Below are 18,384 nucleotides of genomic sequence, written 5' to 3'. Positions count from 1 at the left end.
TCCTGTGCGCGTGGCATGATGGTTGAAGAGTCAACCACATCGGGGGAGCGGATGAGCGACATCGTCTTCGGCATGGACACCTTCGGCGACGTGCCGGTGGGTGACGACGGCGCGCCGCTGTCGCACCCGCAGGCGATCCGCCAGGTCGTCGACGAGGTGGTGCTGGCCGACGGGGCGGGCGTCGACGTCGTCGCGCTGGGGGAGCACCACCGCCCCGAGTACGCCATCACCACCCCGGAGACGGTGCTCGCCGGGATCGCGACGCGCACCTCCCGGATCCGGCTGTCCTCCGGCGTCACCGTGCTCAGCTCGGACGACCCGGTGCGGGTGTACCAGCGCTTCGCCACCCTCGACGCACTGTCCGACGGCCGAGCCGAGGTGATCGTCGGCCGCGGCTCGTTCACCGAGTCCTTCCCGCTCTTCGGCTACTCCATGAACGACTACGAGCAGCTGTTCGAGGAGAAGCTCGAGCTGTTCGTGCAGCTCCTCGACGAGAAGCCGGTGACCTGGCGGGGCGGCACCCGCGCCGCGATCGACGGCATCGAGGTCTTCCCGACGACCGGCCGCCGGCTGCCCGTGTGGGTCGGGGTCGGCGGATCGCCGGAGTCGGTGGTGCGCACCGCCCGCCACGACCTGGGCCTGATGCTGGCCATCATCGGCGGCCCGGCCGGACGGTTCGCGCCCTACGTCGACCTGTACCACCGCGCCGTCGAGCAGTTCGAGCACGCGGCGAAGCCGGTGGGCATGCACTCGCCGGGCTTCGTTGCCGACACCGACGAGGAGGCGAAGGAGGTCTTCTTCGCCCCGTACAAGGCGCAGATGGACCGGATCGGCGCCCAGCGCGGCTGGCCGCCGCTGGACCGCGCGCGGTTCGAGGCCGAGGTCTCCGGCGGGGCGCTGCACGTCGGGTCCCCCGAGACGGTGGCCCGCCGCATCGCCGACTCGGTCCGTTCGCTGGGCGCACAGCGCTTCGACCTGATCTACACCGTCGGGCCGCAGCCGGTGTCGGCCCGGCTGCGTGCCGTCGAGCTGTACGGCACCCGGGTCATCCCGATGGTGCGCGACATGCTCGCCTGAGCGGCTGCGCCCGGGGTCAGGCGGGGATGATGCGGGCCGCCGCGGCACGCAGGCCGTCGACCAGGGCGCGCAGGGCGGGAAGGTCGGCGTCGGACCCGCGGGTGGCCAGGACCAGTGAGCGGCCCGCCGCGGGCCGGCAGGGCAGCAGGCGCACGCCGTCGTCGGCGGTGACCGGGACCGGGCCGGTGCCGCCGGGGACCGCGGATCCCGCCACCGCCATGCCCGGGACCAGCGCGATCGCGAGCCGTGCGCGGACCAGTGCCAGCTGGGTGGCGAAGTCGCCGACCCGGTAGCGGATGTCCGGCTCGGTCCCGACCCCGCGCAGGAGCTGCAGCAGCGCCTCGTAGGGCTCGGTGCCGACCGGGCCGGAGGTCCACACCCGCCCGGCCAGGGTGCGCAGCGGCACCGGGTCGGGTCCGGTGAGCGGGTCGTCGGCGGGGACGGCGAGCATCGCGGGCTCGGTGGCCAGAGCGGTCACCCGGATCCCGGCGGGCAGCCGGGCCGGGCGCTGGGTCCAGCTCTCCAGGAGCACCGCGTCCAGGTCGCGCGACTGCAGGGCGGGCAGCAGGTCGACGACCTCGCCGTCGTCGACGGTGGGGACCAGCCGGGGGTGCGCGGCGGCCAGGCCGTCGATGACCTCGGGCAGCAGCGTCCGCAGCGCGCTCGCGACCGAGCCGATCCGCAGTGGCCCGGCGGCGTCGTCGTGCAGGGCGGCGAGGTCGCGCTCGGCACCGGCGACGGTCGCCGCCGCGGTGGCCGCGTGCCCGGCCAGTACGTGCCCGGCCGCGGTGAGCCGGATGCCCCGCCCGTCCGGCTCGACGAGCCGGGTGCCGGTCTCGCGTTCGAGCTTGCGCAGCTGCTGGGTCACCGCGGGCCCGGTGATGTGCAGCGCCGCCGCGGCGGCGCCAACCGAGCCGTGCTCGGCGACGGCGTCGAACACCCGCAGCCGGTCCCAGGAGATCACACAGCACAGCTTAGCGGTATCGGATAGGAACAATCATTGGAGCTTCGCGGTGCGGGCGGGGATCGTGGATCACGTGAACGCACGCACCGCCCCCGACCCGCACTCCGCCCTCCTCCTGCTCGCCGGCGCCTCGGTCCTGGCCTGGACCGGCATCCTCGTCGCGCTCGCGGGCGCCGACCCGGCGACGGCGTCGTTCTGGCGGTGCGTGCTCGCGCTGGTCGTGCTGGGGCCGTGGGCGCTGGCCGAATACCGCCGCGCCGGCGGCCTCCCGCTCGCGACGGTGGGCTGGTCACTGCTGTCGGGGGTGTTCCTGGGGGCGGACTTCCTGCTGTGGACCCGCGCGGTGCTCGACGCGGGCGCCGGGATCGCGAACGTCGTGCTCAACATCCAGGTGCTGGCGCTGCCGCTGATCGCCTGGGTCGTCGCGGGCGAGCGGGTCACGCGCCGGCTGGTGTACGCGGCGCCGCTGCTGCTGGGCGGCATCGCGCTGGCCGGTGGGGTGCTCGGCGCCGGGGTCGGCGGCCCGGAGCCGGTGCGCGGCGCGGTGCTCGGCACCCTCGCCGGGATCGCCTACGCCGGGTTCCTGCACCTCAACCGCTCGGTGTCGCGGGGCCGTCCGCGTCACCTGGTGACCCCGGTCGCGCTGGCCACCGTCGGAGCCGGGGTGACCTGCGGGATCATCGGCGTCGCCGGGGGCGGGATCGCGGTCTCGCTGCCCGCGACGACCTGGGCCTGGCTGATCGTGCTGGCCCTGGCCGGTCAGGTGGTGTCCTGGGTGCTGATCGGGCGCGGCTCGGCCGGGCTGGCGCCGGGCACCGCGGGTGCGCTGCTGCTGGTGCACCCGGTGTTGTCGGTGGTGCTCGGCATGCTGGTGCTCGGGGAGACACTGACCGGGTGGCAGGTCGCGGGCTGCGCGCTGGTCGTCGCTACCGTCGCCGCGCTGGTCGGTCCGGCCGGGACCGCGGGGCGGCTGCGCCGGGTGGTGGACCGGCACGAGAGGGCCTGGGCCACGCTCACCCCGCGGGCATGACGCACCTCTGCCCTACAGGTCGATGCGCTGGGCCCCGGTGTAGACGTTGCCGGTCCGTCCGCGCAGGAACCCGACCAGGGTCATCCCGGACTCCTCGGCCAGCTCCACCGCCAGCGACGACGGCGCCGACACCGCCGCGAGCATCGGCACCCCGGCCATCACGGCCTTCTGCACGAGCTCGAACGACGCCCGCCCCGACACCATCAGCACGGTGCCGGCGGCGGGCACGCGGCCGTCCATCACCATCCGGCCCAGCACCTTGTCCACCGCGTTGTGCCGGCCCACGTCCTCGCGGGCGGCGAGCAGGCCGCCGTCGGCGTCGAACAGGGCGGCGGCGTGCAGCCCGCCGGTGGAGCCGAACACCTTCTGGTGCTCGCGCAGCCGGTCGGGCAGCTCCAGCAGCAGCTCCCGGCCGATCCGCAGCGGGTCCGCCGCCGGGGAGTGGCGGGTCTTGAGCTTCACCGCGTCCAGCGAGGCCTTCCCGCACACCCCGCACGACGAGGTGGTGTAGAAGTTCCGCTCCACCGACGCGTCCGGCGGGGCGACGCCCTCGGCCAGGTCGACGTCTAACACGTTGTAGGTGTTGCGGCCCTGCTCGTCGACGGAGTTGCAGTAGCGGGCCCCGGCCAGGTCCAGCCCGGAGCGGATCACACCCTCGGTCAGCAGGAACCCGTGCGCGAGCTCCACGTCGTGGCCGGGGGTGCGCATCGTCACCGACAGCGCCTTCCCCCCGACCCGCAGCTCCAGCGGCTCCTCGGCGACGAGGGTGTCCGGCCGCGACCGGGTGCTGCCGTCCCCGTTCAGGTGCAGCACCGGGCGCCGCACGGTGAGCCGTCCCATTCCGATCCCCTCCCGCTGTCGACCCCCCAGGGTAGGAGGAGGATCGGGCGCGTGCGCGGGTACGGGGGTCGGCGGCCGGGAGCGGGCATCGTGCCGGCGGGCGGTGCGTCGTCGCGGATGGGGACGGCGAAGGCGTCGCTGGACTGGCACGGGGCGGCGCTGCTGACCCGCACCGTCGCCGTGCTGGGCCGGGCGGTGGACGGGCCGCTGGTCGTGGTGCGTGCCGCCGGGCAGGAGCTGCCGGAGCTGCCGCCGGGCACCGAGGTCGTCGACGACCCCGTGCCCGGCCTCGGCCCGCTGCCCGCGATCGGCGCCGGGCTGGCCGCCGTCGCCGGCCGGGCGCGGGCGGCGTTCGTCGCCTCCACCGACCTGCCGCTGCTGCACCCCGCGTTCGTCGCCCGCGTGCTGGACCTGCGCGGGGACCACGACGTCGCCCTGCCCGAGGCGTTCGGGCACCACCAGCCGCTCGCCGCCGCCTACGCCACCGCGCTCGCCCCGGTGATCGACGGGCTGACCGCGGCCGGGCAGGGCCGCCCGCCGTCGCTGTTCGACCGGGTCGCGGTCCGCCGGATCGGCGAGCAGACCCTGCGCAGCGACCCGGTGCTGGCCCGCCTCGACCCGGACCTGGCGTCGCTGACCAACGTCAACACCCCCGCCGAGCTGGCCGCGGCCCGGGCCCGCCCGCTGCCCGCGGTGCGGCTGCACGACGGGGGCCGGGTCCGCACCGTCCGCGCCCGCACGGCGGGGGAGCTGGGGCGCCCGGTGGTCGTCGCGGGCGGGACGGCGCCGCTGCCGCCGTGGTTCCCACTGGTGACCGGGGACGAGCTCGAAGGGGTGTGACGCGGGTCTCGACCTTGCTACGGTGCGGGAGCCGAGGGAACCACCACGCCGGAGGCCGACGATGACCGCCACCCGCCCGCAGGGATCGCGCCGGGGCTTCCGGCCCCGCCACGTCCGCCTCACCGAGCCGCTGGTCCGCGAGAACGGGGTGCTGCGCCCGGCGTCCTGGGACGAGGCCCTCGACCGCGCCGCGGCCGGGTTCGCCGGTGTCCCGGGGGACCGCTTCGGCATGTTCAGCTGCTCCAAGGCGACCAACGAGATGAACTACGTCGCCCAGAAGTTCGCCCGGGCGGTGATGGGCAGCAACAACGTCGACAGCTGCAACCGCACTTGACACGCTCCCAGCGTCGTCGGTCTGACGGCAGTGTTCGGTGCCGGCGGCGGCACCTCCGCCTACGTCGAGGCGGAGAACGCCGACCTCCTCGTCCTGTGGGGCAGCAACGCCCGCGAGACGCACCCGATCTTCTTCCACCACGTGCTGCAGGGGATCCGCAAGGGCGCCCGGATGTTCTCGGTCGACCCGCGCCACACCTCCACCGCGCACTGGGCGGACTCCTGGCTCGGGCTCGACGTGGGCACCGACATCGCGCTGGCCAACGCGGTCGGCCGCGAGATCATCCACGCCGGGCTGGTCAACCACGCGTTCGTCGAGCGCTCCACCACCGGGTTCGAGGACTACCGGGCCGCGGTGGAGCCGTACACCCTCGAACGTGCCGAGGGGATCACCGGGGTCCCGGCGTCGTCGATCCGGGAGCTGGCGCACGCCTACGGCCGCGCCGACCGCGCCCAGATCTGCTGGACGCTGGGCATCACCGAGCACCACAACGCCGCCGACTACGTGTTCGCCCTGATCAACCTCGCGCTGCTGACCGGGCACGTCGGCCGCTACGGCTCCGGCCTGGTTCCGCTGCGCGGGCAGAACAACGTGCAGGGCGGCGGCGACATGGGCGCCATCCCGGCCAAGCTGCCCGGCGGCTACGACGTGTCCGACGCCGACGCGCACGCCCGCTTCCACGCCGTCTACGGCGGCGTCGAGTTCCCCGACCGGCCGGGGCGGCACCTGTCGCAGATGTTCGAGGCGATGGAGGCCGGGGAGATGAGCGCGCTGTACTGCATCGGGGAGAACCCGGCCGAGTCCGAGGCCGACGCCACGCACGCCCGGCACCTGCTGTCCTCGCTCGACCACCTCGTCGTGCAGGACATCTTCCGCACCGCCACCGCCGAGCTCGCCGACGTCGTGCTGCCCGCCGCCGCGGACTGGTGCGAGTACGAGGGCACCGTCACCAACTCCGAACGCCGCGTCCAGCGGATCCGCAAGGCCCTCGACCCGCCGGGCCTGGCCCGCCCCGACACCCACATCATCTGCGGCGTCGCGCAGCGCCTCGGGCACGACTGGGGCGAGCCGACCGCCGAGCAGGTGTGGGACGAGCTGCGCTCGGTGTCGCTGAACTGGCACCACGGCATGAGCTACGACCGCCTCGACACCCTCGGCGGCATCCAGTGGCCCTGCCCCGCCGAGGACCACCCGGGCACCCCGCTGATGCACACCCGGCTGTGGGCCGACGACCCGGACGAGCGCGGGACGCCGGCGCCGTTCACCCCGGTCGAGCACGTCCCGCCGGCCGACGAGCTCACCGAGGAGTACCCGATCCGGCTCACCACGGTGCGGTTGCTCGACGCCTACAACTCCGGGGTGCAGACCGGCGGCTACGCCTCGCCGCTGCGCCGCCGCGAGTCGCTGCGCATCGACGCGGCCGACGCCGCCGCGCTCGGCGTCACCGACGGCGACCGGGTGCGGGTCACCAGCCGTCGCGGCAGTGTCGAGGCGCCGGTGTGGGTCGACCGGTCGCTGCGGCCGGGGCTGGCGTCGTTCACCCCGCACTTCACCGAGCAGGTCGACGTCAACGTGCTCACCAACGACGCCTGGGACCCCAAGTCGGGGACCTCGGAGTTCAAGGCGACCGCGGTGCGGATCGAGAGGCTGTGAATGGATCTCCACATCTCCACCGCCGCACCGACCGCGGCCGAACGGGACACGATCGACGCCGCGTTCGCGCTGCTCGCCCCCACCGCCGCGGACGCCACCGCCGGGGACCGGCCGACCCGGTCGGCGCACGCCGGGCACGCCGCCCGCTCGCGGCGCCACCTGCTGCTGCCGCTGCTGCACGCGGTGCACGACGCGGCGGGATGGCTGTCGGAGGGGTCGCTGAACCACGTCGCGCGGACGCTGCAGGTCCCGCCGGCCGAGGTGTACGGCGTCGCCACCTTCTACGCGATGTTCTCCGTCGAGCCGCGTGCCCCGCGGGTGGTGCACGTCTGCGACGACGTGGCGTGCGGCCCGTCCGGCGGCGAGGAGATCGTCGCGGCGCTGGAGCGCGACCTCGACGGCGGGCGCGCCTGCGTGGTGCGCAGCCCCTGCCTGGGACTGTGCGAGCGGGCACCCGCGGTGCTGCACCAGCGCGCGGGCGAACCCGACCTGTCCCAGGCCCCCGCCACCCCGCAGGCCGTCCTCGCCGCGGCGCACGCGCCCGCCGACCCGGACGGGGAGCAGGCGTCGGAGGCCGACCGGGCCTTCGCCGACACCACCGTCTCGGCCCCGCAGACCCGGACCGGTGAGCACCTGCGGCTGCTGCGCCGGGTCGGCGTCGTCGACCCCACCTCGCTCGACGACTACCGCGCCCGCGGCGGCTACGCGGCCCTGCGCCGCGCGGTCCGCCTCGGCGCCACCCGGGTGATCGCCGAGCTGAAGGACGCCTCGCTCACCGGGCGCGGCGGCGCCGCGTTCCCCACCGGCGTCAAGTGGGAGGGCGTCGCGCAGTCCCCGGAACGCCCGCACCACCTCGTCTGCAACGCCGACGAGTCCGAGCCGGGCACCTTCAAGGACCGGGTGCTCATGGAGGGCGACCCGTTCGGGCTGGTCGAGGCCATGACGATCGCCGGCTACGTCACCGGCGCCACCGTCGGGCACCTCTACATCCGCGGCGAGTACCCGCTGGCCACCCGCCGGCTGCAGGACGCGATCGCCGCGGCCCGGGCGCGCGGCCACCTCGGCGACGACGTCATGGGGGAGGGCTTCGCCTTCGACATCGACCTGCGCCGCGGGGCGGGCGCCTACATCTGCGGTGAGGAGACCGCGCTGCTGGAGTCGATCGAGGGCTACCGGGGCGAGCCGCGGAACAAGCCGCCCTTCCCGGCGACCTCGGGGCTGTTCGGCAAGCCGACCGCGATCAACAACGTCGAGACCCTCTACAACGTGTTGGAGGTGCTGAACATCGGCGGCGGCGCGTTCGCCGCGGTCGGCGGGGGCCGGTCCACCGGGTCGAAGCTGTTCTGCGTGTCCGGTGCCGTCGGCGTCCCCGGGGTGTACGAGGTCGACTTCGGCACCACCCTGCGCGAGCTGCTCGACCTCGCCGGCGGCACCCGCGGCACGCTGCGCACCGTGCTGCTGGGCGGCGCCGCGGGCGGGTTCGTGCTCCCGCAGGACCTCGACGTGACCCTCACCCTGGAGGGGGCCCGCGACATCGGCGCCACCCTCGGGTCCGGCGTCGTGCTCGTGTTCGACGACCGCGCCGACCTCACCGCCACCCTCCGCCGGATCGCGGCCTTCTTCCGCGACGAGTCCTGCGGGCAGTGCGTGCCGTGCCGGGTCGGGACGGTGCGCCAGGAGGAGGCACTGGCCCGGCTGGAACGCGGTGCCCCGCTCGGGTCGCGGGAGACCGAGCTGGCCCTGCTCGACGACCTCGCCCGCGTCATGCGCGACGCGTCGATCTGCGGGCTCGGGCAGACCGCGCCGTCGGCCGTCGCCTCCGCACTCGACCTGGGACTGATCGCGGCGCCGTCGCACTCGTCGAACGGACACGGGGGGCGTCGATGACCACGACCGGCGGCAAGGGCCCGATGGGGCCGGGCGGCGGCTCGCGGGCGCCCCGGGCCGGGGAGGTCGACGGCGCGCCCGAGGCGGACGCGTCGTCGGGCAACGGCACCCCCGGCGACGGCCCCGGCGCGGGCGAGGGCGTCGCCGCCCTGCACCGCACGAACGGGGCCGGCGCGGTCGGCGTGACCGTGGCCGACCCGGCGGGCTCCGGCCCCGGACCGGCCGAACGGCTCGCCGGCGGCCCGGTGATGCTCGGCGCGATCCGGCGCACCGTCACCGTCTCGCTGGACGGCACCGAGGTCCGGGTCCCGGAGGACGCGACGATCCTCGACGCCCTGCACCGCGAGGGCTCGCCCGCCCAGGCCGACACCCCCACCCTGTGCTGGGCGCCGAACATGGACCCGGTCAACGCCTGCCGGGTCTGCGTTGTCGAGGTCGAGGGCTCCCGCGCGCTGGTGCCCTCCTGCGCGCGGCGCTGCGAGGACGGCATGGAGGTGCGGACCGACACCGACAAGGTCCGGCACAGCCGCCGGATGGTGCTGGAGCTGCTGGCGTCCTCGGTGGACATGACCCAGGCGAGCGCCGACGTGGCGCGCTGGATGACCGACTACGGCGTCGACCCCGAGCGCTACGGACCGCCCGCGCCGCCGGCCGCGGCGGGGGAGCGCGACCGCCGCCACGCCGGGCACCACCCGGCCCCCGACGGCGCGACCCGGGCGACCGTCGCCCAGCCCGTGAAGATCGACAACGAGCTCTACGTGCGGGACTACTCGCGCTGCATCATGTGCTACAAGTGCGTCAACGCCTGCGGGACCGACGCCCAGTTCACCTTCGCGATCGCCGCCGCGGGCCGCGGCTTCGACGCCCGCATCGCCACCGAGCACGACGTCGAGCTGCCCGGCTCGGCGTGCGTCTACTGCGGCAACTGCATCGGGGTCTGCCCGACCGGGGCGCTGAAGTCGGTCGCCGAGCACGACCGTCGCGAGGCCGGCGACTGGCACCCCGACGAGGAGACCGTCACGACGACGATCTGCTCGTTCTGCGGGGTCGGCTGCAACCTGGAGCTGCACGTGCAGCGGGGCGAGATCGTCAACGTCACCAGCCCGGCGGACCACTCGGTCACCCACGGGCACCTGTGCATCAAGGGCCGGTTCGGGTTCCGGCACGTGCAGAACCTGCCGGAGGCGTGAGCACCGCGGCCACGAACCGGGTCAGCTCCCGCTCCACGTGCTCGGCGACCGGCACCCGGGGGTCGAAGCTCCACCACAGCAGGGCGCCCTGCCAGTGGGTCGCCAGGAGCGCGCCGGCGCCGTCCGGGGCGCCCGGGGTGCCGGCCAGGCACGCGTCGAGGACGTCGGTGAGTGCCTGCTGCCAGGCGGCGCCCCGTCGTCGTACGTCGGGGTCGAGGAGGTCCTCGCGCAGGACCAGCAGCGCGTCGGCGTAGCTGTCGATCCCGCCGTACTGCCCCGAGAGCCCGACCAGGAACGCGACGGCGCCCTCCGGCGTGCGCTCCGCCCGGGCCCCGTCCCCGGCGGTCTGGCGGTCGAGCCGGTCCCACGCGTGCAGCAGGGTCCGGCGCAGCAGGTCGGACTTGCCGCCGAAGCGCTGCACGAGGGTCGCCGGGGCCAGCCCGCTCGCCTCGGCCAGCGCGGCGAAGGTGAGCGCCTGCGGGCCGCGGGCGTGCAGCACGTCGAGGGCGGCGTCGAGGACGTCCGCGTCGGGGACCTGCTTGCGACGGGGCACGGCTCACCCTCTCAGGCGGGCGGCGCCACGGACGCCGCGGACCCGGCGAGGCCGGCCGGGTCGGGGCTGTAGGCGACCATCCAGGTGGGCTCGATCCGGTAGAAGACCACCTCGTCCCAGACGAACCCGTCCGGTCCGTAGCAGTCCTTCAGGTAGCCGAGGGTCTCGGGCCACCGCGGGTGCTCCGGGCCGCCGGCCGGGTTCAAAGGGTGCGCCGTCCCGTGTGTGAAGATCCCGAGGTCGTCGCCGCGCAGGTGGGAGGCGCTGACCGCGGGGCGGACCGCGAGGTGGCGGGCCTTGACCGCGCGTGGGTCGGTGCCCACGACCCACGCACCGTGCAGGAGGTGCCCGTCCACGCCGCTGACGCGGGGCTCGCCGCCCCGCGTGGTGGTGGCCAGCGCCAGGGTGCAGATGCCGGTGGCGACCCGGACGAGCTGCTCGGCGGTGAGCGTCCGCTCCCCGGGGGTGACGATGCTGCGCAGGTGGTCCCCGGCTCCGGAGACGGAGGCGTCCAGCAGTCGCTGGAGGTCGGTGATCTCGGTGGTCGTCTCGAACATGCTGCGGGTCGGTCCCCTCGTCGGCTCGGCTCCGATGAACATAACCGAATGCTCGTTTACAAACAATCCGGTCCCTGCCACGCTGCCCGGTATGACGGACCTGAGGGACAGGGTGGCGCTGGTGGCGGGCGCGACGCGCGGCGCCGGACGGGGGATCGCGGTCGAGCTGGGCGCGGCCGGCGCGGTCGTGTACTGCACCGGCCGCAGCACCCGCGCGGCCCGCTCGGAGTACTACCGGCCGGAGACGATCGAGGACACCGCCGATCTCGTCACCGCCGCGGGCGGCACCGGCATCGCCGTGCCCACCGACCACCTCGACCCCGGAGCGGTCGCGGCGCTGGTGGCGCGGGTCGAGCGCGACCACGGCCGGCTCGACGTGCTGGTCAACGACATCTGGGGCGGCGAGATGATGGTCGAGTGGGACGTCCCGGTCTGGGAACTCGACCTGGACAACGGGCTGCGCACGCTGCGCCTGGCGGTCGAGACCCACCTCGTCACCGCCCACCACGCCCTGGGGCTGCTCTCCCGCACACCCGGCGGCCTCGTCGTCGAGGTCACCGACGGCACCGACACCTACAACGCCGAGAACTACCGGCTCAACGTCTTCTACGACCTGGCCAAGATCGCGCCCATCCGGCTGGCCCGGTCCTGGGCGCACGAGCTGCGCGGGCACGGCGGGACCGCGGTCGCGGTCACCCCGGGCTGGCTGCGCTCGGAGATCATGCTGGAGCAGTTCGGGGTCACCGCCGACACCTGGCGCGACGCGTGCGCGGCCGAGCCGCACTTCGCGATCTCGGAGAGCCCGCGGTTCGTCGGCCGCGGGATCGCCGCGCTGGCCGCCGACCCCGACCGGCACCGCTGGAACGGCCGCTCCACCTCCTCGGGCGAGCTCGGGCGGGTCTACGGGGTCGACGACGTCGATGGGTCCCGGCCCGACGCCTGGCGCTACGTCACCGAGGTCCAGGACGCGGGACTGCCCGCCGACACGACGGGCTACCGGTGACGGCTCACACGGCCGCGCGCGTCGCGCCGCTGGATGACCAGCAGCGCCGCCAGCGCCAGCAGCGCGAGCACCGCGGCCGCGACGCAGAACACGATCCCCGCGGTCCGCAGCCCCCACGCCTGGCTCGCCGCGCCCAGGCCGACGACCGGCAGCGAGATCGCCACGTAGACCACCACGAAGTACGACGACGTCGTCCCCGCCCGCTGGTGGGCCTCCACCCGCGCGTTCACCGCGGCCAGGCCCTTGGAGAACGTCATGCCCTGACCGGCCCCGGCGACCACCGCGCCGGCCACCAGCTCGGCCATCGAGCCCTGCGCCACCGACAGCGCGACGAGCGCGAGACCGGCCGCCAGCAGCACACAGCCCAGGGCGAGGATCCGCTCGGTGGGCGCGGTGCGGACCGCGAGCTGCGCGAGCACCGAGGCGCCCAGCAGCAGCAGCGACATCGCCCCGGCGACGGCGTGGTTCGCGATCCCGATCAGATCCGACACGATCCGCGGGGACAGCGCGGTGAACAGGCCCAGCACCGCGAACCCGGCGAACCCGGCCGTCGCCGCCGGCACGAACACCGCGCGCACCGTGGGCGGCACCTCGGGGACCTGCGGCCGCAGCTCCGGGTGCGCGGACCGGTCGGTGACCGTCTCCGGGGCGCCCAGCACGAGCAGCCCGCACAGCGCGACGGCGACCGCGTGCACCGCGAAGGACAGGTGCAGCGGCGCGGGCAGGTACTCCACGGCCACCCCGGCGAGCGCCGCGCCGAGCCCGAGCCCGCCGATGTTGGCGACGGTCGCGACCGCGGCCCCGCGTTCGCGCCAGGACTCCGGTGCGGCCTCGATGACCGCGGCGGTCGCCGCCCCCGCGAAGATCCCGGCGGAGAACCCGGACAGCAGCCGCCCCACCAGCAGCACCCACACCGGACCCGCGACCAGGAACACCACGCTCGACGCCAGCGACAGCGCCACCCCGGCCAGCAGCACCGGTCGCCGCCCCAGCTGGTCCGACCACCGGCCGGTGACCAGCAGCGCGGCGAGCACACCGACCGCGTAGAGCGCGAAGATCACGGTCTGGACGGTGGGGGAGAACCCGAGCTCGCGCTGGTAGAGCGCGTACATCGGGGTCGGCATCGTCGCCCCGAGCATCACCACGGCGAACGTCACGGCCAGGCCGGCGAAGGCGGCGGCCCGAGGCAGGCGGAGGATGGCGGAACCCCTTCCGGAGGACGTTGCGCGGTGCACCGGCCATGATCGCAGCCGGTCGGTGCGACGGCATCCGCAGTGGCGCCGCCCCCGACCGCACGGTCAGGGGCGGCGCAGGACGTGCAGGTCCACCCCGCCCGGCAGCCGGCGGGTCGTGACCGTCCAGGTCTCCCGGGCCGCGTCGAGCCAGCGCGGCGTCTCGGGGCGCCCCGGGTCGGCCAGCCACACCTGCCCGTCCGGGCCGGTCACCCGCGGCAGCAGCGCGGTGAGCGCGTCGGCGGCGGCCGCGCCGTAGAGCACGTCGGCGGCCAGGACCAGGTCCCAGCCGCGGCCGCCGAGGGCGTCGCCGGTGCCGTCGAACGCGGCGACCGCGGTCGCGACCCGCAGCCCTGCGCGGCGCGCGGTCGCCGCGACCCACCCCGGTGCGGCGGGCGAGCGGTCGGTCGCGAGCACCGGGTGCGCCCCGGCCCGGGCGGCCACCAGCGACGGCAGACCCAGCCCGCAGCCCAGCTCCAGCACCGAGCGCCCGGCCAGCAGGGCGGGACCGGCGTCGTCCAGCGCCGTCGCCAGCGCCCGCCCGGACGGCCACAGCCGCGCCCAGTGCGGCGGGTGCAGCTCCTCCACGTCCTCGTCGACGGCGACCGGGTCGAACGCGACGGCGTCCGGATCGGCGGGACGCAGCAGGTCCAGCGGCCCGCCCGGGAGCCCGACCCGCTCGTGCACCCCCGGGTCAGACACCGGCGCGGTGGGTGAACCGGCCGCCGACGAGTGTCGCCGCGACCGGCATGGCCCGCAGCGTCGCCGGGTCGCAGGAGGTCGGGTCGGCGTCGGTCAGCACGAGGTCGGCGGGCGCGCCCACGACGACCGCGGCGGCCGAGCCGTCGACCACCCCGAACGACGCACCGAGCGCGGTCGCCCGGTCGATCTCCTGCTCGGGGTGCCAGCGGTCCCGGTCGTCGGCGGTGCGGTGCACGGCCGCGGCGAGCGCGATCCACGGGTCCAGCGGCGCCACCGGGGCGTCGGAGCCGAGCGCGAGGCGGGCCCCGGCGCGGTGCAGCGACGCGAACGCGAACGCCCGGTCGGTGCGGCCCGCCCAGAGCCGGTCGGCGACGTCGCGGTCGTCGAGGGCGTGCTCGGGCTGCACGCTCGCGACCAGGCCGAGCCCGGCGAAGCGGGGCACGTCGTCGCCGGTGAGCAGCTGGGCGTGCTCGACCCGCCCGCGGGCCCCGGTCCCGGCGAACGCGTCGAGGACCAGGGTGTTGGCGTGGTCGCCGATGGCGTGCAGGGCCGCGGTGAGCCCACCCGCGTGCGCCCGGGCCAGCAGCGGCCGCAGCTGTGCCGGCGGGACCAGCAGCAGCCCGCACGGGTGCTCCAGGGGGTTCTCCGGCGGCGCGGGGTAGGGGTCGTAGCAGTAGGCGGTGCGGGTGTTGAGCGACCCGTCGGTGATCACCTTCAGCGGGCCCGCGGTGAGCAGGCCCCCGGTGCCCTCGACGACGTCGCCGCTGCGCAGCCCGGTGGCCAGGGCGTCGTCGAGGCGGTCGGGCCACACCGACGCCTCGACCCGCAGCCCGGTCGTGCCGCCGGCGATCCGGCGCCGCCAGTCCGGCAGCGACCACGGCGCCTCGAAGTCGACGACGCCGACCACCCCGCGCGCCGAGGCCGCGGTGACGGCGTCGGCGACGAACCCGTCGAGGGCCTCGGTCGGTGCGTCCTGCAGCGCGGGGGAGACGACGGCGAAGAACTCCGACTCCCGGATCCGGCCGGTCGGGTGCCCGCCGTGCCCGAAGCGGGCCAGCGCGGCGCCGTTGAGCCACCCCTGGTGCAGGTCCCCGGACACGAGCACGACCGGGGTGTCACCGGTGACCGGGTCGAGCAGCGAGCGGTGCGCCTCGTCGGGCCACAGCGCGTCGCGGAACCCGAACCCGACCAGCACCTCACCGGGGGCGGGCGGCGCGGTCGCCATCCGGGCCGCGACGAGTGCCGCGGCGCCGGCGGCCGAGCGGGCGCCGGACACGTCGAGCCTGCGGCGGGCCAGCGCCCACTGCGCCATGTGCACGTGGTGGTCCCACAGCCCCGGGAGCAGCGCCCGCCCGTCGCACCCGACGACCTCGGCGCCGCCCGGGTCGAGCCCGGCGCCCACGGCGCGCACCCGGCCCCCGTCCAGGAGCACGTCGACGGGGTCGCCCAGGCCGTCGCAGCCGGGCCGCAGCGGCCGCACCGAGCGCAGAAGCACGCCGCTCATCCCTGGAACGGGCGGTCCCGCCCGGTCCAGCGGTCCTCGTCGCGGCGGTAGACCGGGATCGGCTTCTCGGCGACCCGGAAGGTGTAGCGCCCGGCCTCCTCGACGACCTCGCCGTCGGTGGCCAGCATGCTCGGCTCCAGCAGCTCGACGTCGAGGCTGGGCACCTCCCGCTGGTGGTAGACCCGGCTGTGCCCCAGGGCCCCCAGGATCAGCGCGAGGACGACCCGCAGCCGGGAGAACCGCACGTCGGCGCGCAGCCAGCGGACGTCGAGCAGGCCCGAGTCCAGCGTCGGCCGCCAGGCGGGCACCGCGCCGCGCGGGTGGTACGGGCCGTTGCCGACGAACAGGAACCAGACCTTGTACCAGCGGTCCCCGATCCGGACCGAGATCTTCTCCGAGCGCTGCAGCACCGTGATCAGCGCCGCGGCGAACGCCGGCCACTTGCCGTAGCGCGGCTGCCACTGCTCACGCAGCCGCACCAGCTCCGGGTAGGAGCCGATCGACGCGGTGTTGATGAAGTAGCGGGTGCGGGTGACCGAGACGTCCTCGGGGTCGTCGAGGCGGCCCGGGTGGGCCTCGACCAGTGCCAGGTCGACCGCGACGGCCTCGCCGGCCTGGGTGGCGTCGACGGCCTCCTGGGTGTCGTAGACACCGACGTCGCGGGCGAAGTGGTTCAGCGTCCCGCCCGGCACGACGACCAGCGGCAGGCCGTGCCGGTCCGCGACCGCGGCGGCGGTGGCGACGGTGCCGTCCCCGCCCGCGACGCCCACGGCGCGCACCCACTGCCCGCGCTGTGCGATCGCGTCGGTCAGCATGTCCTCGACCTTGACCCCGTCCCCGACGACGAGGTGGTGCGCCGCGGGCAGCCGCTCACGGACCTCGTCGGACACGTCGTGGTCGGGCGGCCCGGAGAACGGGTTCGACACGATGACCAGGCCCTCGCCCTGCGGCAGGACCGGGACGGTGTCGATCGGGCGGGCGCGGGCCTCGTCGCTGGGACGCACCGGCCACCAGCGGTTCGTCAGCTTCGCCACGCCGGTGCCGATCGCCGCGCCGACGATCACGTCGGAGGTCCAGTGCACGCCCACGTGCACCCGAGACCAGCCGACCAGTGCCGCCAGCGGCACCACGACCGGCGCGGCCCGGCGGTTCTCCATCACCACCGCGGTCGCGAACGCCGCGGCCGAGGCGGCGTGCCCCGACGGGAACGACGACGACGACGGCGGGTCGGCCACCGTCCGGTAGGCGGGCAGCTCAGCCGCGGCCGGCCGCCGGCGCGGCAGCAACGGCTTGAGCAGCGCGTTCGCGGTGAAGCTGGTCAGCGCGATGGACGCGATCCCGCGCATCGCCGCCTTGCGCCCGGCCCCCCGGCGCACCGACAGCGCCGCGGCGATCGCGAACCACAGCACGCTGTGGTCGGCGGTGCGGGTGAGCCGGCGCACCGAGGTGTCCACCCGGCTCGGTGGACGGCTCGCGATGAACTCGGTGACCGCCCGGTCGGCCCGGGACACCGAGTCCACCCCGCGGTCCAGACGACGGGACCTGCGGGCGACGCGTTCGAACCATCCACTCACAGTCGTGACAGTAGAGGGGGTCGGGCGCCTACCCTGAACGGCATGCAGCGTCGGATCTTCGGGGTCGAGACGGAGTTCGGTGTCACGTGCACCTTCCACGGACAGCGCCGACTGTCCCCGGACGAGGTGGCGCGCTACCTCTTCCGCCGGGTGGTGTCGTGGGGCCGGTCCTCCAACGTCTTCCTCCGCAACGGTGCCCGTCTCTACCTCGACGTCGGGTCGCACCCCGAGTACGCCACGGCGGAGTGCGACTCGCTGACCCAGCTCGTGTCGCACGACAAGGCCGGTGAACGGATCCTCGAGGACCTCCTCGTCGACGCCGAGCGGCGCCTGGTCGACGAGGGCATCGGCGGGGACATCTACCTGTTCAAGAACAACACCGACTCCGCGGGGAACTCCTACGGCTGCCACGAGAACTACCTCGTCGCGCGGCAGGGCGAGTTCTCCCGGATCGCCGACGTGCTCCTGCCGTTCCTGGTCACCCGCCAGCTCATCTGCGGTGCCGGGAAGGTCCTGCAGACCCCGCGCGGCGCCGTGTACTGCCTGTCCCAGCGGGCCGAGCACATCTGGGAGGGCGTCTCCTCGGCGACGACCCGGTCCCGGCCGATCATCAACACCCGCGACGAGCCGCACGCCGACGCCGAGCGCTACCGGCGGCTGCACGTGATCGTCGGCGACTCGAACATGTCCGAGGTGACGACCCTGCTCAAGGTCGGGTCGGCCACCCTGGTGCTGGAGATGATCGAGGCCGGCGTCCAGTTCCGGGACTTCACCCTGGACAACCCGATCCGCGCGATCCGCGAGATCAGCCACGACCTCACCGGGCGCCGCCCGGTGCGGATGGCCGGCGGCCGGGAGGCCTCGGCGCTGGACATCCAGCGCGAGTACCACGCCCGCGCCGTGGAGTACCTGGAGGCGACCGGACACCCGGACCCGGCGATGGCGCGCGTCGTCGAGCTGTGGGGCCGCACCCTCGACGCCGTCGAGTCCCAGGACCTGTCGAAGATCGACCGCGAGATCGACTGGGCGATCAAGCACCGGCTGGTGGAGCGCTACCGGGCCCGGCACGACCTGGACCTGTCCAGCGCCCGGGTCGCCCAGCTCGACCTGGCCTACCACGACGTCCGCCGCGGCCGCGGCCTGTTCGACATGCTGCAGCGCAAGGCGCTGGTCGACCGGGTCACCGACGACGGCGAGATCGAGGCGGCCAAGGACACCCCGCCGCAGTCGACCCGGGCGAAGCTGCGCGGGGACTTCATCGCCGCCGCGCAGGCCGCCGGGCGGGACTTCACCGTCGACTGGGTGCACCTGAAGCTGAACGACCAGGCCCAGCGCACCGTGCTGTGCAAGGACCCGTTCCGCGCCGTCGACGAGCGGGTGGACCGCCTGATCGCCTCGCTCTGACCGCGGCCCCGGGGTGGGCGGCCGCCCACCCCGGGGTACG

Annotated in this window: 16 protein-coding genes; 8 read left to right on the top strand and 8 right to left on the bottom strand. The window is 75.3% G+C overall.

Features of this window, described 5'->3' with window-relative positions; all coding sequences use genetic code 11:
* The first annotated feature begins 51 nt into the window (after positions 1-51).
* The gene (locus DMP17_RS32695; RefSeq protein ID WP_337831556.1) at positions 52-1,077 is read left to right on the top strand and encodes an LLM class flavin-dependent oxidoreductase; all 1,026 of its coding nucleotides are present in this window, start codon (positions 52-54) and stop codon (positions 1,075-1,077) included.
* A 16-nt stretch (positions 1,078-1,093) separates the two neighbouring features.
* On the opposite strand, the gene DMP17_RS32690 is transcribed toward DMP17_RS32695, so the two are convergent.
* On the bottom strand, positions 1,094-2,041 hold the full coding sequence (locus tag DMP17_RS32690) for a LysR family transcriptional regulator (protein ID WP_226357181.1): 948 nt from the start codon (positions 2,039-2,041) through the stop codon (positions 1,094-1,096).
* Between the two features lie 73 nt (positions 2,042-2,114).
* On the opposite strand from DMP17_RS32690, the gene DMP17_RS32685 reads away from it, so the two are divergent.
* Complete coding sequence (locus tag DMP17_RS32685) at positions 2,115-3,071, top strand: DMT family transporter (protein WP_337831555.1); 957 nt, start codon at positions 2,115-2,117, stop codon at positions 3,069-3,071.
* Positions 3,072-3,083: 12 nt separating this feature from the next.
* Here the strand turns inward: DMP17_RS32685 and fdhD are convergent, their stop codons facing one another.
* Positions 3,084-3,911 carry a formate dehydrogenase accessory sulfurtransferase FdhD gene (fdhD, locus tag DMP17_RS32680; protein WP_337831554.1) on the bottom strand — a complete coding sequence of 276 codons (828 nt, stop codon included), beginning with the start codon at positions 3,909-3,911 and terminating at the stop codon, positions 3,084-3,086.
* A gap of 51 nt (positions 3,912-3,962) precedes the next feature.
* Between fdhD and mobA the strand changes: the two genes are divergently transcribed.
* The 4 genes from mobA to DMP17_RS32660 all read left to right on the top strand — a co-directional run bounded on the left by mobA (position 3,963) and on the right by DMP17_RS32660 (position 9,815).
* Positions 3,963-4,751 carry a molybdenum cofactor guanylyltransferase gene (gene mobA / locus DMP17_RS32675; RefSeq protein WP_337831553.1) on the top strand — a complete coding sequence of 263 codons (789 nt, stop codon included), beginning with the start codon at positions 3,963-3,965 and terminating at the stop codon, positions 4,749-4,751.
* Positions 4,752-4,812: 61 nt separating this feature from the next.
* Positions 4,813-6,738, top strand: a complete 1,926-nt coding sequence (locus tag DMP17_RS32670; RefSeq protein ID WP_337831552.1) for a molybdopterin oxidoreductase family protein — start codon at positions 4,813-4,815, stop codon at positions 6,736-6,738.
* The gene (locus DMP17_RS32665; protein WP_337831551.1) at positions 6,739-8,625 is read left to right on the top strand and encodes an NAD(P)H-dependent oxidoreductase subunit E; all 1,887 of its coding nucleotides are present in this window, start codon (positions 6,739-6,741) and stop codon (positions 8,623-8,625) included.
* Positions 8,622-9,815: a 2Fe-2S iron-sulfur cluster-binding protein gene (locus DMP17_RS32660; RefSeq protein WP_226365118.1), complete on the top strand. Its 1,194-nt coding sequence runs from the start codon at positions 8,622-8,624 to the stop codon at positions 9,813-9,815. Before DMP17_RS32665 ends, DMP17_RS32660 begins: the two co-directional genes overlap by 4 nt.
* Here the strand turns inward: DMP17_RS32660 and DMP17_RS32655 are convergent.
* Positions 9,766-10,368 (bottom strand): TetR/AcrR family transcriptional regulator, encoded by a 603-nt coding sequence (locus tag DMP17_RS32655; RefSeq protein ID WP_226357171.1) that lies wholly within the window; start codon positions 10,366-10,368, stop codon positions 9,766-9,768. The genes DMP17_RS32660 and DMP17_RS32655 overlap by 50 nt on opposite strands.
* 11 nt (positions 10,369-10,379) lie before the next feature.
* Positions 10,380-10,967 (bottom strand): pyridoxamine 5'-phosphate oxidase family protein, encoded by a 588-nt coding sequence (locus DMP17_RS32650; protein WP_337831550.1) that lies wholly within the window; start codon positions 10,965-10,967, stop codon positions 10,380-10,382.
* Positions 10,968-11,016: 49 nt separating this feature from the next.
* On the opposite strand from DMP17_RS32650, the gene DMP17_RS32645 reads away from it, so the two are divergent.
* Positions 11,017-11,928, top strand: coding sequence for an SDR family oxidoreductase (locus DMP17_RS32645; protein ID WP_337831549.1), 912 nt, complete (start codon positions 11,017-11,019; stop codon positions 11,926-11,928).
* Here DMP17_RS32645 and DMP17_RS32640 read toward each other — a convergent pair.
* The 4 genes from DMP17_RS32640 to DMP17_RS32625 form a co-directional block, all read right to left on the bottom strand.
* Positions 11,919-13,163: an MFS transporter gene (locus DMP17_RS32640; protein WP_337831548.1), complete on the bottom strand. Its 1,245-nt coding sequence runs from the start codon at positions 13,161-13,163 to the stop codon at positions 11,919-11,921. The genes DMP17_RS32645 and DMP17_RS32640 overlap by 10 nt on opposite strands.
* A 63-nt stretch (positions 13,164-13,226) precedes the next feature.
* The gene (locus DMP17_RS32635; RefSeq protein ID WP_337831547.1) at positions 13,227-13,862 is read right to left on the bottom strand and encodes a class I SAM-dependent methyltransferase; all 636 of its coding nucleotides are present in this window, start codon (positions 13,860-13,862) and stop codon (positions 13,227-13,229) included.
* Entirely contained in the window at positions 13,855-15,366 is a 1,512-nt protein-coding gene (locus DMP17_RS32630; RefSeq protein ID WP_226357167.1) for an amidohydrolase, read from the bottom strand. The genes DMP17_RS32635 and DMP17_RS32630 overlap by 8 nt, the downstream gene beginning before the upstream one ends.
* Positions 15,363-16,940, bottom strand: a complete 1,578-nt coding sequence (locus tag DMP17_RS32625) for a phosphatase PAP2 family protein (protein WP_226365125.1) — start codon at positions 16,938-16,940, stop codon at positions 15,363-15,365. The genes DMP17_RS32630 and DMP17_RS32625 overlap by 4 nt, the downstream gene beginning before the upstream one ends.
* 42 nt (positions 16,941-16,982) lie before the next feature.
* Between DMP17_RS32625 and pafA the strand changes: the two genes are divergently transcribed.
* Positions 16,983-18,344 carry a Pup--protein ligase gene (gene pafA, locus DMP17_RS32620; protein ID WP_226357165.1) on the top strand — a complete coding sequence of 454 codons (1,362 nt, stop codon included), beginning with the start codon at positions 16,983-16,985 and terminating at the stop codon, positions 18,342-18,344.
* Positions 18,345-18,384: the final 40 nt, after the last annotated feature.

Source organism: Pseudonocardia sp. TMWB2A (genome assembly GCF_017312135.1).
This window is presented reverse-complemented; position numbering and strand designations above follow the sequence as displayed.

Bases quoted from the DNA above. Each gene is read 5' to 3' on its own strand.
- DMP17_RS32695 (WP_337831556.1), top strand. From the start codon at position 52: ATGAGCGACATCGTCTTCGGCATGGACACCTTCGGCGACGTGCCGGTG.
- DMP17_RS32660 (WP_226365118.1), top strand. From the start codon at position 8,622: ATGACCACGACCGGCGGCAAGGGCCCGATGGGGCCGGGCGGCGGCTCG.
- fdhD (WP_337831554.1), bottom strand. From the start codon at position 3,911: ATGGGACGGCTCACCGTGCGGCGCCCGGTGCTGCACCTGAACGGGGAC.
- DMP17_RS32665 (WP_337831551.1), top strand. From the start codon at position 6,739: ATGGATCTCCACATCTCCACCGCCGCACCGACCGCGGCCGAACGGGAC.
- pafA (WP_226357165.1), top strand. From the start codon at position 16,983: ATGCAGCGTCGGATCTTCGGGGTCGAGACGGAGTTCGGTGTCACGTGC.
- DMP17_RS32645 (WP_337831549.1), top strand. From the start codon at position 11,017: ATGACGGACCTGAGGGACAGGGTGGCGCTGGTGGCGGGCGCGACGCGC.
- DMP17_RS32630 (WP_226357167.1), bottom strand. From the start codon at position 15,366: ATGAGCGGCGTGCTTCTGCGCTCGGTGCGGCCGCTGCGGCCCGGCTGC.
- DMP17_RS32650 (WP_337831550.1), bottom strand. From the start codon at position 10,967: ATGTTCATCGGAGCCGAGCCGACGAGGGGACCGACCCGCAGCATGTTC.